This window comes from Amycolatopsis sp. NPDC026612 (assembly GCF_040638285.1).
Taxonomy (GTDB): domain Bacteria; phylum Actinomycetota; class Actinomycetes; order Mycobacteriales; family Pseudonocardiaceae; genus Amycolatopsis.
Genome location: NZ_JBEZYB010000094.1, coordinates 1 through 13,900, shown reverse-complemented (window position 1 = coordinate 13,900; position 13,900 = coordinate 1). Strand labels below are relative to the sequence as shown.

Sequence of the window (13,900 nt, the reverse complement as noted above, 5' to 3'; positions counted from 1 at the left end):
CCGCCGTCACCCGAGCGGACTGCCGGCGTGGGCGAGGAGCCGCAGCCCTTCCAGCCGCACCGCTTCCGGGTAGATCGCGCGGTAGATTTCGCAGTTCGGTGACCGGATGTCGTAGCGGCCGGTGGCTCGGAACGTCGCCACGGCGCAGCCGCCCGCGCACCAGTTCTTCCACGTGCAGTCGCGGCAGCCGGTCTTTTCGTCCACGAGGAGGTTCTTGATCTTGCGAGCCGGGTCGCGGACGGCCTGGACCGGGTCGGTCGTGCGGACGTCGCCCGCGGCGTCCTCGAGTTCCATGTGGCACTGGGCGATCCGGCCGCGCTGGTCGATCACCACGTAGTCGTCGCCGACCCCGCACGTCCGCGAGCGCGGCCGCAGCAGCTGCCCGCGGTCGAGGATCGAGCCGAGGACGCTCCATCGCGGCAGCGTCCGCTCGATCTCGGTGAAGGCCGCGCGCAAGCCGTCGAGCAGGGCCTGTTCTTCGTACTGCAGATCCGTGAACGCGGCAGCGCAGTCGTTGTCCCGGAAGAAGTTGAAGCTGAAGGTGAGGTCGCGGTCGAGGCCGAACCGGACGACTTCGGCCACGGCGTCGACGTTCCGGCTCGTGATGGTGATCGACAGGTGCGGCGAGACGCCCTCGGCGCACAGCTTGTCGATCGTCTGCAGCACCCGCGCCGCCGACGGGCGGCCGGTGAGGGTGGGCCGCTGGGCGTCGTGGGCGTCGCCGATTCCGTCCAGGGAGATCATCACGCGGATGTTCAGCCGCTTCAGCTCTTGCGCGAGCCGCCGGGAAATCGCGACGCCGTTGCTCAGCAGCACGGCGCTCAGCTGCACCCCGGCCGTGGCGCACGTTTCGGCGGCGTACTCGTGGAGTTCGAGCAGGACCCCGGCGTTGAGGCTCGCCTCGCCGCCGGCGTACTTCAAGCGGAGCGACGTGAAGCCGTTCTTGACCGCCGACCGGACCAGGGCGTCCACGGATTCGCGGGCCGTGCCCGAGTCCATCGATTCCTCGGATTTGTGGACGTAGCAGTAGGGGCACCGCAGGTTGCACTTGTTCGTGACGTGCAGCCAGGCGGTCAGCTCTTTGCTCTCCGGCATTTCCTGGCGCGGCGGCTCGCCCACCGGGTGCACGAGGCCGTGCGCCAGCAGTTTCCGGACGACGACGTCCGCGCCGGCGAAATCCATTGCCCCGTCAGGGGAGCACGGAGCGGCGAAAAGATCAAAAATGGCGCGCCCCTCGGTGTTGAGCACCACCACACCGCCATTCCCGGAGGGACTGAACAAGGCGACGTGCTCGTCGTCGATGGCGAGTTGGAGCACGCCGTGCGTGCGCACCAGCGGTCTTCCGTCCGGCTCCGGTTCGGCGCGCTCCGGCTCGCCACCGGACGGCGGGCAGGCGCAGTCTTCGCAGCTGCGGACCAGCAGGTCCTGGGCGTTGCCGAGGTCCGATGCGGACAGTGCGAGCGCCGGGCGTGCGGGCGAATTCATGGGCGAGAGCCTTCCACGGTTGCGGTTATTCGGGCGCACCCGGGGTCAGTAGAGCTGTTCCAAGCGAGCCAGGAGTGAAGTGGACCGGTCGCCCGCGTCCGGTGCGGCCCACCGTTCCCGCAGCAGGGTGTACCACCCGGCCTGCACGTCTTGCGGAAGCTTTGCGAACAAACGGTGGAAACGATCGAATTCGTCAGCGATGGCCGACGCCCCGTGAGAACCGACCCGGGCGCCGGCGAGGATCAGGAAACCCTGGGAATAGTGGTCGATGGCGCCTTCGAGCAGCCTTTCGGGTCGGTCGCTCCGCAGCGCATCGTGCACCTCGAGGTGACCTTGCAGGAGTTGCCAGCGAGCGTCCAGATCGGCGAACGAGTACTGCCGGATGGCTTCCTCGACGTCCGCTACGCGCTCACGGATGAGCGAACGGTAACGGTCGTCGCCGGTCTCGGACCAGGCGCGGTAGGTCAGTTCCAGGTATTCGATCAGGCTGGCCGACAGGAACCAGCCGTCGGCGACCCGCGCCGCTTCGGCAATCGCCTGGGCCAGGTAGTGCAGCCCCGAATCGGGGTCCTCCGCGCCGAAGATGCGCCCGGCGCGGTTGAGCGCGGACGGGTACCACCGGACCCCGTAGTCCCGGCAGATGTCGAGCGCGCTGCAGATCATCTTCTGAGCTCTGGCCAGCGGCTTTTCGACGAGATCGAGGCCTTCTTCGTGCGCCTGCATGAGGCAGATCGCCGCTTCCTGGTGCACCAGCCCCAGCCACGAGCCGGTGCGCAGTTCGGTGAAGAGCTCCTCCGCCTGCCGGTACTGCTCCCACGCCCGGGTGAACTTCCGTTCGTAGCGGTAGACCTCGGCGGAGACGCTCAACGACACGGCGATGGCGTGTTTGGCGCCCAGCTTCCGCCGCACCGCCAGTGCGGGCTCGACGAGGTTCCGGGCGTCGTCGTAACTGCCCTGCAACGCCTTCAGGTAGGCCCAGTTCGCCTGGATGGACGCCAGTTCTTCGCGGTCCTGTGCCGAGGCGCCCGGGCCTGCCTTCGGCAGGATCACGTCGTAGGCCGACTTGTAGTACTCGTCGGCCTCGGCCCACTTGCCCAGGTTGCGGCAGTAGAACCCGAGTTCCTTGTAGCCCTGGGCCCGCAGGTGCTCGCGCTGCGGCGACGGGAGCTCGTCGGCGAAGGCCAGCGCCTCCACGAAGTGCGGTTGCGCTCGTTCGACCCGGCCGGGGACGCCCAGCCAGGCGTTGCCCCGCTCGTTCGCGAGCCGGTACTTCAGCTCGATCCCGGCCGCCGCCGCGGGCAGCCGGTCCAGCAGGGCCAGCGCGGCCTGGGGCTGTGAGGCGTGCCGGAGGAACCGCGCGACGTCCAGGCCGATCTCCAGGTACCGCTGCGGCTGGCCGGCCAGCCAGTCCCGGAACCGGTCGATGACCACGCCGACGGCGTCCTCCAGCGGAGGCTGGGGGGTGGCGGGCGGGAGGAACCGCTCGAGCTCGTGGCAGGCGAGCTCCTGGAAGTGCACGTCGTCCCGCTCGGCGGCCTTCGCGAACTCGGCGGTGAACCGGAGGGTGCCACCCTCGAAGTCCGTCAGGAGCCGGTAGTACAGCCCCGCGGCGCGGAGCTGGTCCAGCTCCCGCTTCCGGACGTCGAGCTTCGCCACCTTCTCGAACAGGACCCGCGCGCTGGGCGCGGGTTGCTTGAACACCTCGACCTGGGCTTCGAGAACCTCGGCGTACTCGTCGTCGCACAGTTCTTCGTAGGTTTCCGCGGCCGTCCGCCACCGTTCGTGGCGCCAGCTCTCGTCCTGGTCGTGCAGCGGGATCAGGCGCTGCGCGATCTCTTCGGCCAAGGCGTCGTGCAGCGTCACGTAGCGTTCGTTGGCCCGCGGCCGGATCCACGGCCGCGCGAGGAGCAGGCGCCACGCACCGGACCAGTCCGCGGCGTCCGCCGGCAGCTCACGGTCGGCCATGAGCGACTGCCACAGCCGCTCGTCGACGCTGTGCCGGACGACCGACAGCCGCTTGATCGCCTCGGGCCAGAACGCGCTGCTGCGGTACGGCGTGACCAGCCGGCGCCGGAAGGCCTCACGCACGCGGTTGCCTGCTTCGCGGTCGCCGGACATCTCCGGCGGGGGATCGTTGTGCTGCAGGTAGTCGACCGCCAGCGCCAGCCACAGGGGATGCCCCCCGGTCAGCGCGACCAGCCGGCGCTTCTGGGGCTCGGTCAGCGATTCCTTCAGCACCCCGGCGTCGAGGAAGGCGTGCGCGTCCTGATCGTCGAAGCCGGTGAGGGCGATCTCGACCGTCTCCAGTGGAGCCGGCGGCACCGTGAGCAGATCACGGATCGGGTCGTGCGTCTCCCAGCCCCAGGTCGGGCGCCCGGACAGCACGAACAGGGTCCCGGGCAGCCCTTTCATCCACTGCGCCAGCGTGACCAGCAGGAACGTGCTGCGCATGGTTTCCACCGTGTCCAGCGTGATCACCACGGTGTTCCCCGACTGGGCGATGTAGTGCGCGTAGCACTCGGTGAACAGCTCGTGGCTGCGCCGGTGGTGGCTGGCCATGGTGGCCTTGCCGACCTGCTGGACCGACAGGCCGGGCAGGCGGTCGGTGTGGTCGACGAACTCCGCGAAGTGCTCACGCCGGGGGTCGAGGCTTTCCACGATGACGCGCTGGAGGCCGTCGAGCAGCCAGTACTGCGAGTCGTCGATGTCGATGGGCCGGATCCAGCGCACGGACGGGTCGGTGCCGTCCCGGGCGGCGAGCGCGCGCACCATCTGCGTCTTGCCGATCCCGCCCGGCCCGTAGAGCAGGACGGCCCGGCTCGCGGCGTGGTCGCGCACCAGCCGGACCTGCTCGAGGACCTGGTCCTCTTCCCAGCGCCGGACGTAGAACGTGCCGCGATCCGGATCCATCAGGCACCTCCGGTGATGGTTTCGGCGATCGCGGAGACGACTCGGGGAAACAGACCGTCGAAGTTCCTCAACAGCATCTCGAATTCACGGTCGGCCGTCAGCCGCTCAGTGACGTAATCGCAGTACTCGGAGGGTTCCAGGATCTCCGGGCGCCGGAACTCCTCGACCAGCTGCACCGCGGTTCGCGGCAGATCCTCCGAAACGGTGGCCGGGCTGGTGTGCAGCAATTTCGCCGTTTCGTGCCACAGGCTTTCGACGAGGATGGGACCGAGTTCGGAACCGGCGCCTTTGGCCGCCCACTTCGCGTAGAATTCGCGCGCCTGCTCGTGGCTCCGGTGCCGGGATTCCGCGTCCGGGTAGTAGTAGCGGTACAGGAGCCGCCGGATCGGCCGGTGCAGCACGTGCCACGGTTCCTGCACTTCGCGGTTCTGCAACGCGGTCTGCCCCATGGCCTGCCAGAGGTCGACCTGGTTCCAGCCGGCGGCCTCGAGCTGCTGCTGGAACACGGCGTTGTTTTCGATGTGGTAGCGCAGGTGCGACTGGGTGAGCAGGCGGTACCGGACGGCGAACTTGAGCGCGGCTTCGAGGGCGGCCCACCGTTTCGGGTCGTCGCCCGCGAACGGCAGCAGGCTCTCCGTGGCCAGCAGGTCGTCCTTGATGTAGGGCCGGGCGACCTTGTCGAACACGGCCTGCGTCGCGACCTGGCAGTCGTCGATCGCCAGGAACGCGGTGCTCTCCGCCCACCGCAGGCTCTGCGCCAGGACCGCCGGCAGTCCTTCGCTGAGCCGGCAGAGTCCGTCCGACCACTGGTCGAGGTCGTCCGCGCTCAGGTCGTCGGCGAGCTCGCGCACGGCCAGCCGGACGACGTCTTCGGTGAACTCCGCGAGGGGAACCTTCACGATCCGGGGACCGCCCTGCGCGCCGAAGCCTTCCCAGCCGTCCTTATGCCGGCTCGCGACGATCAGGCTCACGCGGGTCTTCCCGCTGCTGCGCCGTTTCACCAGCCGGTGGATGGTGGTCAGCGCCCAGCGGAGACGCACGGCGGCGGCCTTGTTCATCAGGTCCGCGCTGTCGAGCAGGTACAGCTGGGCGCGGTCCCGCTTGACGAGGGCCGCGGCCGCGGTCACGCATTCGCCCTGCTCGAAGGTGGCCGACGCGGGCTCGGGGATGTCCAGCAACTGGCAGAGGACCCGGACCCAGTCGTGGCGGTATTCGAGGGGGAGTGACCGCAGGTCGACGAGCTGGATCTGGCACGGCGGGTCCAGTGCGGCCCGGCGCCGCAGAACCTCTTGCAGGAACCAGGTTTTGCCCAGCTTCGGCGGGGAGACCACCAGCCACAGGTCGGGCGTTCCGCTGGTGGTCAGGGCGTTGATGAGCCGGTTCAGCTCGTCTTCCCGGTTGTGGAACACCGTCCACGGGGTCGGGCCGGCACCCGGCGCGGGGGCCCCGCCGTCGAAGCCCAGTGCCGAAAGGGTCTTCGCGATCTTGTCGGGGGTCTGCGGTTCGAGCAGGTCGATCCAGGAAGCGACGCGGAGGAAGCCGGTCCCGGTCCGCGTGGTGCGCCGGACCTGCACGACGTAGACGAACTGCCGTTTCAGCTCGATCTGACGGTGGTAGGCCGCCTGGCGTTCCAGGTCGCACCACGCGGATTCCATGGCGTCGGGGGAGATCAGGGCCACGAAGTAGTCGGCGTTTTCCAGCGCCGCCTGGGTGCGTCTCACGAACTCTTCGCCCGAGCGATCGCCGTAGTTGTAGACCTCGGCGCCGCGCTCCCGCATGGCTTCGCTGAGCCGGTTCGCGATGTCGGAGTCGGCTCCGGTGTAACTGAGGAAGATCCGCGTCGCCGGCCCGGCTCCCGCGCCCCCGTTCGACGCACGGTCGCGCTCCCCTGGCCTGGCCACTTTGCCTCCGTCCGCAGACGCCCTCTCCAGCCGATCCAAGGATAGGTCGCCGGCGGTGGTCCTCCTGTTACGAGTTCGGCGCAGTGTACGGTGCCGCACCTCCGGCAGACCGGAATTCACCCGCTCGGCGGGTACCCGCACCGGGAAAACACCGGTCGGCCGAAGATCGATTCCGCGCAGCGGCTCCGGCTATTGTTGCGCGGGCCGTTCGGTGCTGCCGAGTTTGGCCATCCAGCCTTCGTTCTGAATCGAAATCACCCGCTCGGAATCGGCCACGAAGTCGTCGTCGGCGGTGAGCCCGGTCGCCCGATCGACGAGAAGACGCTCCAATTCATCCGCCGTGCGGGTGAATTCGACCTGCTGGTAGGAGTACCGCGCGGCACCGACGTGCGCGGTGATGGCCGTGGTGACGGTGGTGAGCACGCCGATCCAGGCGGACGCCGCGAACGTGGGGAAGACCGCGACGACGGCGGCGAGCCCGGCCGCCGCGGCGGCGAGCCCGATTTCCCACCGCCGGGCGGTCCGCACCCGAGCCGCCATGAGCCGTGACTTCGGCCGGTAGTAGTCGTCGAGCTGACCGCGAACCCGCACGGTGGCGTAGGACTCGACGTCGCCGACGGCGGGCAGCGGCCGGACGCGCGGGGACAGGCCCGTGGTGTGGCGCACGAGGTCACCCGCGTTCGCCGACAGCTCGGCGAGCGCGCGGAGGACGACTTCGTCGCGGTCGGTGCCCCCGAACTTCCCGACGCCGGCGAGGCGGCTGTACAGGTCGGACTTCAGGGCCTCGGACATCGAGCGAGCCCTGGTCCAGTCCCGGACGATCTCCGGGGCGGCACCACGCGCGGCGAGTGCGGCGAGCGCGAGAGCCACCGCGGCGACGGCGGCGCAGAACCGGCCGGCGGGCTGCGGAACGTTCGCCGAAACCGCCCCGGCGACGGCCCCGGCGACGGTGAAGGAGAGCACGAGGACCCGGGCCCGCGAGATCCGTGCTTTGAGGCGGTTCGCGGCCTGCGACCAGATGCTCTGCCGATCCCACAGCAGCGTGATCGCGTCGATCGTCATCGTGCCATCCTGGCGTGCGGCCGTTCCGGTGCGGAAGGGGCGGGGAGGAGCTGACCGGTTCCCCGCCGGGAGGCGGGCTCGTCCCGGCGGCCCGCTCGCCGCCGGCGACGCGACAGGCGGCGGCTTGACCTGCTCAGGCGAGGGTTACCCTGGAAGCCGATGACCGAGAACCAGGCACCCAGGGCGTACCAGATCCGCACCTTCGGCTGCCAGATGAACGTGCACGACTCCGAGCGGCTCGCCGGGCAGCTCGAGGAGGCCGGGTACGTCCCGGTGAGCGCGGGGACCAAGCCCGACCTCATCGTGTTCAACACCTGCGCCGTGCGGGAGAACGCGGACAACAAGCTGTACGGCACCCTCGGGCACCTGCGCCCGGACAAGGTCGCGAACCCCGGCCTGCAGATCGCCGTCGGCGGGTGTCTCGCGCAGAAGGACCGCGGGGAGATCGTCAAGCGGGCGCCGTGGGTCGACGTCGTCTTCGGGACGCACAACATCGGGTCGCTGCCCACCCTGCTCGAACGCGCCCGGCACAACGCCGAGGCCCAGGTCGAGATCCTCGAATCGCTGGAGACCTTCCCCTCGACGCTGCCCGCGCGCCGCGAATCGTCCTACGCGAGCTGGGTGTCCGTTTCGGTCGGCTGCAACAACACCTGCACCTTCTGCATCGTCCCGGCCCTGCGCGGCAAGGAACGCGACCGGCGGCCCGGCGAGATCCTCGCCGAGGTCGAGGCGCTCGTCGCCGAGGGCGTGCTCGAGGTCACCCTGCTCGGCCAGAACGTGAACTCCTACGGCGTCGAGTTCGGCGACCGGCTCGCCTTCGGCAAGCTGCTGCGGGCCACCGGCGGGATCGGCGGCCTCGAGCGCGTCCGGTTCACCTCGCCGCACCCGGCGGCGTTCACGTCCGACGTCATCGACGCCATGGCGACCACCCCGAACGTCTGCCACCAGCTGCACATGCCGCTGCAGTCCGGGTCGGACTGGGTCCTGCGCGAGATGAAGCGGTCCTACCGTTCGGCGCGCTTCCTGAACATCCTCGACGAGGTCCGCGCGGCGATGCCGGACGCGGCGATCACCACCGACATCATCGTCGGCTTCCCCGGGGAGACCGAGGAGGACTTCCAGGCGACGCTCGACGTCGTGGCGCAGGCCCGCTTCTCCAGCGCGTTCACCTTCCAGTACTCGAAGCGCCCCGGCACGCCGGCCGCGACGATGGCGGGCCAGCTGCCGAAGGAGGTCGTGCAGGAGCGCTACGAACGCCTGGTCGAGCTGCAGAACGCGATCTCCTGGGACGAGAACAAGAAGATCGTCGGCCGCCGCGTCGAGCTGCTCGTCGCCGCGGGCGAGGGCCGCAAGGACGCCGAGACGCACCGGATGAGCGGCCGCGCCCGCGACGGGCGGCTGGTGCACTTCACGCCGGCCGGCGCCCACGTGGACCACGCGGTCCGCCCCGGCGACGTCGTCGAGACGGTCGTCACCTACGGCGCGCCGCACCACCTGGTGGCCGACGGCGACCTGCTGTCCCACCGGCGGACGCGGGCCGGCGACAACTCCGAGGCCGGGCTGCGGCCGAAGACGAGCGGCGTCACGCTGGGCCTGCCGGGCTTCGGTGCCCCGGCCGCCCGGCCCGAACCGGTGAGTGGGTGTGCGCTGTGACCGAGTCCCGTGGCAACGGCGAGCTGGCCGAGCTGGCCGCCGAGATCGACGAAGCGGGCGCACGCGCGTCCCGCACGGTGGAGCTGGGCCGTCGCGGGTTCACCATCGCGCTGTTCACGTTCGTGCTGCTGATCTGCCAGATCCTGCCGTGGGTCGGTGACCACGTGGGCTGGCAGGTGCTGGCCGGCGAGGGCGGCGGCATCCCGCAGCTGTTCGCGGCGACGTCGACCGGCGTCGGCATCCTCGCGTCGGCGCTGGCGCTGGTGACGCGGCGGTGGTGGCTGGCCTGGGTCTGCGCCGCGGGCGGCTGGTTCGCCTCGGTGGACGGGCTGCTGGCCATCTGGTCACAGCAGTCGTCACACGCCCCCGGGTCCGCCGGCGGCGGCCCCGGCATCGGCATGGTCATCGCCTTCGTCGCGATGATCTGCCTCGCGGTGCAGTGGATGCGGACGGCGTTCTCGCGCTCCTGAGAACCGGCGGGGACCAGGCTCAGCCGACTCGCAGGGTCAGCGTGCTCGCCGAGTACGCGGCGGCGTACAACGTCGTCTCGGGGTGGTAGAGCCGCAGCGAGACGGTGGCGCTCAGGCTGAAACTGAGGTTGAACGAGAAGCCGCCGTTCGGCCGGCAGGTGGTGTTGGCGAGGTTCACCCACGCCCCGGCCTGCAGCTGCTGCACGATGACGGTTTCGACGCTCTGGGTACCGTCGGTGCGGGCCGCGTCGAGCACCTTCAGGTTGCCCTTGAGGTCGACCTTCTCGTTGACCTTGACGTGGTCCTTGCCGAGCTTCCCGTCGACCTTCACCTTCCCCTTGCCTGCTTCGGTGGCGGAGGTGAGCGGAGCGGCACCGGCCGGGGCGGCGAGTGCCGGGGCGAGTCCGGCGAGGGCGATGCTGATCACCAGGGCGGAGAGGATCCGGCCGGCGGTGCGGGATGTGCTGGTCATGATCAGAGTGGAGCACCGGCCGTGGGGGAAAGCGCGCGGAAACCCCCGGTCGGGGCGGTGACCGAACCCCTTCGGGTGGCCTGGTGACCTTCCGCTTGCCTCCGCGGCGGGTGAGCAGCGGCTCGGGCCCGGGGGTTCCGGTGAAGTCGCGGGTCGAGCTGTCGTGGTCACGGCGAGGAGCAGTTACCCGCTTGGCCGACGACGTCCGGATTCGCTTGCCCCGCCAGCCGGGTTCGCGGAGCGCACAGCCGCGATGTGCCGCCGTCCGGCAGCGCTCGCCCTGCCGGAACCCTGCCCTGCCGGACCCCCGCCCTCCCAGGGGGGCGGCCCCGCTTCCAGCGTATCGACCCCCACCGACGCAACCGCCCGAAAACGGAGGCCGGCGATCGGCCCATCCACATCACGACGGCGCTGTGGACAACGCAAAGGCCTCCTCACCGGCCCGAAAGAACCGGCAAGGAGGCCTCAGCGAAAGTGACCTAGGCGAAAAGTGACCTCAGCGGTCCGCGACCGCCGCCTCCGCGGCGTGCAGCCACTCGCGCCACTGGGTGGCCTGCTCGTCGGCCTTCTTCGCGCGGCGCTCGTCGCCCGCCGCGCGGGCCTTGGCCGCCTGCGATTCGAACTGCTCGACGCGCTCGCGGAACTGCGCGACCCGGGCCTGGGCCTCGGGGTCCGTGCGGCGCCAGCGGTTGTCCTCGGCCGCCTTGACGGCGTCCTGGACCGTCTTCAGGCGGCTGTCGAGCTCGCGGATGCGCTCGCGGGGGACCTTGCCGATCTCGTCCCACTGCTCCTGGATGCGGCGCAGGGCGTTCTTCGCCGCCTCGAGGTTTGCCGCCGCGTCGATTTTCTCGGCCTCGATCAGCAGCTCTTCCTTGCGTGCCGCGTTCTGCGTGAACTCCGCGTCGCGCTCGGAGAACACCGTGGAGCGGCGGGCGAAGAACTTGTCCTGCGCCGCGCGGAACCGCTGCCACAGCGCCTCGTCGCTGTCCTTGGGCGCCCGGCCGGCGGCCTTCCACTCGGTCATCAGGTCCTTGTAGCGGCCGGCGGTCTCGCCCCAGTCATCGGACTCGCTGATGGCCTCGGCCTCGGCGATGAGCTCTTCCTTGCGCTGCTTGGCCGAGGCGCGCTGCTTGTCGAGCTCGGCGAAGTGCGAGCCGCGGCGGCGGTTGAACCCCTCGCGGGCCTTCGAGAACCGCTTCCACAGCTCGTCGTCGGTCTTGCGGTCGACGCCCTTGACCGTTTTCCACTCGTCGAGGATCAAGCGCAGCCGGTCGCCGGCCGCCTTCCACTGGGTGGACTCGGTGGCGATCTTCTCGGCCTCCTCGGCCAGCTCCTGCTTGCGGGCGATCGCCGCGGCGCGGGCTTCCTCGCGCTCCTGCTTCGCGCTGGCCAGTGCCTTCTCGGCGTGCGCGATGACGTACTCCAGCCGTGCGGCGAGCGCGGCCAGGTCGCCGACGACGGCGGCCTCGGCCAGCCCGTCCCGGATCTGGGTGGCGCTCGACAGCGCGTGCTTCGGGTCGCCGGCCCCGGAGATCAGGCGGGTCTCCAGCAGGTCGACCTCGGTGCGCACGTCGTCGAAGCGGCGCGCGTAGTGCACCAGGCCCTCGTCGGGGGTGCCTGCCTGCCAGACGCCGACGGCGCGTTCGCCCTCGGCGGTGAGGACGTAGACGGTGCCCTCGTCATCGATCCGGCCCCAGGTGGACGGGGTGGGTTCGGCGGGCGGCACGGGCGGGGCGGCGTGCCCGGCGTGCAGCGCGTGCGGCACCGGGTGCGGGGCCGGGGTACCGGTGGAAGTGTTCTCCTGGGCCATCGCAGGCTCCTTATCGCCTGTACGCCCGCTCGCGCGGGCGCCCCGCCGTGGGAGCGGGGCCGGGTAATGCGGTCGTCACGGGCCGTGCTCGGATGCTACGGCCCCACGCGGCATTCAAGCAGCTCAGCGCGCACCGTGGTACTGGATGGGCCACTCGAAGCTCGTGATCCTACTTCCGGTGGACGCTCCGTGTCGGCCCACAGGCGTTTCGGGGGTCCGGGTGGTGGCGCCCCCGGCCCGGAGCGGAGCTCCGGTTGTCACCGCAGGTATCGTCAGCCGCCGTGAGCAGCTCGTCCGGACCCCGTCCCGTGGCGGTGGTCGGGCCGACCGCCACCGGCAAGACCGAGCTGGCCGTGGAGCTGGCCCGCGAGCTCGGCGGCGAGGTCGTGAACGCCGACGCGATGCAGCTCTACCGGGGCATGGACATCGGCACCGCCAAGGCCACCGAGGCCGAGCGCCGCGGCGTCCCGCACCACCTGCTCGACGTGCTGGAAGTGACCGAGACGGCGTCGGTCGCGGCCTACCAGCGGCACGCGCGCGCCGGGATCGAGCGGCTGCTGGCCGACGGCAAGGTCCCGGTGCTGGCCGGCGGGTCCGGCCTCTACGTCCAGGCCGTGCTCGACGACCTGCGGTTCCCGGGCACCGACCCGGCCGTCCGGGCCCGGCTCGACGCGGAAGCCGAGCAGCTGGGCACCCCCGCGTTGTACACCCGGCTGGGTGAGCGCGATCCCGCCGCCGCGGCAGCCATCCTGCCCACCAACACGCGCCGGATCGTGCGTGCCCTCGAGGTCATCGAAATCACCGGCGAGCCGTTCTCGGCGAACCTGCCCAAGCCCGGTCCGGCCCGCTACGGCACGGTCGTGGTCGGCGTCGACCGGGAGTCCGGCGAACTCGACGAGCGCGTCGACGAGCGCGTCCGGCGGATGTTCGAGGCCGGGCTGGTCGACGAAGTGCGCGAGCTCGAGAAGCGCGGCCTGCGCGACGGGAAGACGGCGTCGCGGGCGCTCGGCTACCAGCAGGTGCTCGCCGAACTGGACGGTGAGGGCGACTTCAAGGCGGCCGCCGCGGCGACGGCGCAGGCGACGCGGCGCTTCGTCCGGCGGCAACGGTCCTGGTTCCGGCGCGACCAGCGGATCCATTGGTTCGACGGCGCCGATCCCGGCCTGGCCGCGCGCGTCCTGGATACCCTGGGCCGGTAATCTTGTCCCCATGGGCGGAATCGATTTCCTCAAGGGGCACGGCACGCAGAACGACTTCGTGCTGCTCCCCGATCCGGCGGGCCGCCTCGAGCTGACCGAGGCGCGGGTCGCCGCGCTGTGCGACCGCCGCCGCGGCCTCGGGGCCGACGGCGTGCTGCGCGTCGTCCGCGCCGCCGCGCTCGACGAGCCGTCCGCGGGCGAGTGGTTCATGGACTACCGCAACGCCGACGGATCGATCGCCGAGATGTGCGGCAACGGCGTGCGCGTGTTCGCCCGGTACCTGGTCGACGCGGGCCTGGCCAGCGTGGGCGAGTTCGTCGTCGGCACCCGCGCGGGTGACCGCCCGGTGGTGGTGCACCCGGACCGCTCCGTCACCGTCCACATGGGACCAGCGACGATCACCGGGACCTCGGTCACGGTGGTGGCCGGCCGCCCGTTCTCCGGCGTGGCGGTCGACGTCGGCAACCCGCACCTGGTGTCGCTGCTCGACGACGACGTGGCGGAGCTCGACCTGCGCGAGCAGCCCGACTTCGACCACGATGTGTTTCCGCACGGGGTGAACCTCGAGTTCATCAACTGCCTCGGCGAGGGTGCGCTGCGGATGCGCGTGCACGAACGCGGGGTGGGGGAGACCCGGGCGTGCGGTACCGGCACGGTCGCCGCGGTGGCGGCGGCGTTCCACCTGGCGGGCACCGACACCGGAAGGTCCACTGTGGACCTCCCGGGTGGCCGGGTCGAGGTGACGGTGTCCCGTGGCGCCTCGACGCTCTCGGGTCCGGCGGAGATCGTGGCCCGCGGCGAGATCGACGAAGGCTGGTGGGCCGCCGCCGGGTCGTGACGGCAGGGGTTCAAGCGCCCCAATGTGGCCTTCGGTGCGTTCAACGCACCGAAGGCCACATTGGGTGCGTTCAACGCAACCAAGGCCACATTGGGGCGCT

Annotated in this window: 10 protein-coding genes; 4 read left to right on the top strand and 6 right to left on the bottom strand. The window is 70.8% G+C overall.

The genetic code is table 11. The features are described from left to right. Positions 1–6: 6 nt before the first annotated feature. From AB0F15_RS39760 to AB0F15_RS39745, 4 genes are all read right to left on the bottom strand, one after another. Positions 7–1,485, bottom strand: a complete 1,479-nt coding sequence (locus AB0F15_RS39760) for a radical SAM protein (RefSeq protein ID WP_360282102.1) — start codon at positions 1,483–1,485, stop codon at positions 7–9. 45 nt (positions 1,486–1,530) lie between these two features. After that, positions 1,531–4,395 (bottom strand): AAA family ATPase, encoded by a 2,865-nt coding sequence (locus tag AB0F15_RS39755; protein ID WP_360282100.1) that lies wholly within the window; start codon positions 4,393–4,395, stop codon positions 1,531–1,533. After that, positions 4,395–6,296, bottom strand: coding sequence for a toll/interleukin-1 receptor domain-containing protein (locus AB0F15_RS39750; RefSeq protein WP_360282098.1), 1,902 nt, complete (start codon positions 6,294–6,296; stop codon positions 4,395–4,397). Before AB0F15_RS39750 ends, AB0F15_RS39755 begins: the two co-directional genes overlap by 1 nt. Before the next feature lie 189 nt (positions 6,297–6,485). After that, positions 6,486–7,358, bottom strand: coding sequence for a DUF4231 domain-containing protein (locus AB0F15_RS39745; protein ID WP_360282096.1), 873 nt, complete (start codon positions 7,356–7,358; stop codon positions 6,486–6,488). A gap of 159 nt (positions 7,359–7,517) precedes the next feature. On the opposite strand from AB0F15_RS39745, the gene miaB reads away from it, so the two are divergent. Together miaB and AB0F15_RS39735 are read left to right on the top strand one after the other, a co-directional pair. After that, complete coding sequence (miaB, locus tag AB0F15_RS39740; protein ID WP_360282094.1) at positions 7,518–9,011, top strand: tRNA (N6-isopentenyl adenosine(37)-C2)-methylthiotransferase MiaB; 1,494 nt, start codon at positions 7,518–7,520, stop codon at positions 9,009–9,011. Next, the gene (locus AB0F15_RS39735) at positions 9,008–9,481 is read left to right on the top strand and encodes a hypothetical protein (protein WP_360282092.1); all 474 of its coding nucleotides are present in this window, start codon (positions 9,008–9,010) and stop codon (positions 9,479–9,481) included. Before miaB ends, AB0F15_RS39735 begins: the two co-directional genes overlap by 4 nt. Before the next feature lie 19 nt (positions 9,482–9,500). On the opposite strand, the gene AB0F15_RS39730 is transcribed toward AB0F15_RS39735, so the two are convergent. Both AB0F15_RS39730 and AB0F15_RS39725 read right to left on the bottom strand, forming a co-directional pair. Continuing rightward, positions 9,501–9,953, bottom strand: a complete 453-nt coding sequence (locus tag AB0F15_RS39730; RefSeq protein WP_360282090.1) for a hypothetical protein — start codon at positions 9,951–9,953, stop codon at positions 9,501–9,503. A 496-nt stretch (positions 9,954–10,449) separates the two neighbouring features. Then, the gene (locus AB0F15_RS39725) at positions 10,450–11,763 is read right to left on the bottom strand and encodes a DUF349 domain-containing protein (protein WP_360282088.1); all 1,314 of its coding nucleotides are present in this window, start codon (positions 11,761–11,763) and stop codon (positions 10,450–10,452) included. A 281-nt stretch (positions 11,764–12,044) separates the two neighbouring features. Between AB0F15_RS39725 and miaA the strand changes: the two genes are divergently transcribed. After that, complete coding sequence (miaA, locus tag AB0F15_RS39720; protein ID WP_360282086.1) at positions 12,045–12,962, top strand: tRNA (adenosine(37)-N6)-dimethylallyltransferase MiaA; 918 nt, start codon at positions 12,045–12,047, stop codon at positions 12,960–12,962. 10 nt (positions 12,963–12,972) lie between these two features. After that, the gene (gene dapF, locus AB0F15_RS39715; RefSeq protein ID WP_360282084.1) at positions 12,973–13,800 is read left to right on the top strand and encodes a diaminopimelate epimerase; all 828 of its coding nucleotides are present in this window, start codon (positions 12,973–12,975) and stop codon (positions 13,798–13,800) included. Positions 13,801–13,900: the final 100 nt, after the last annotated feature.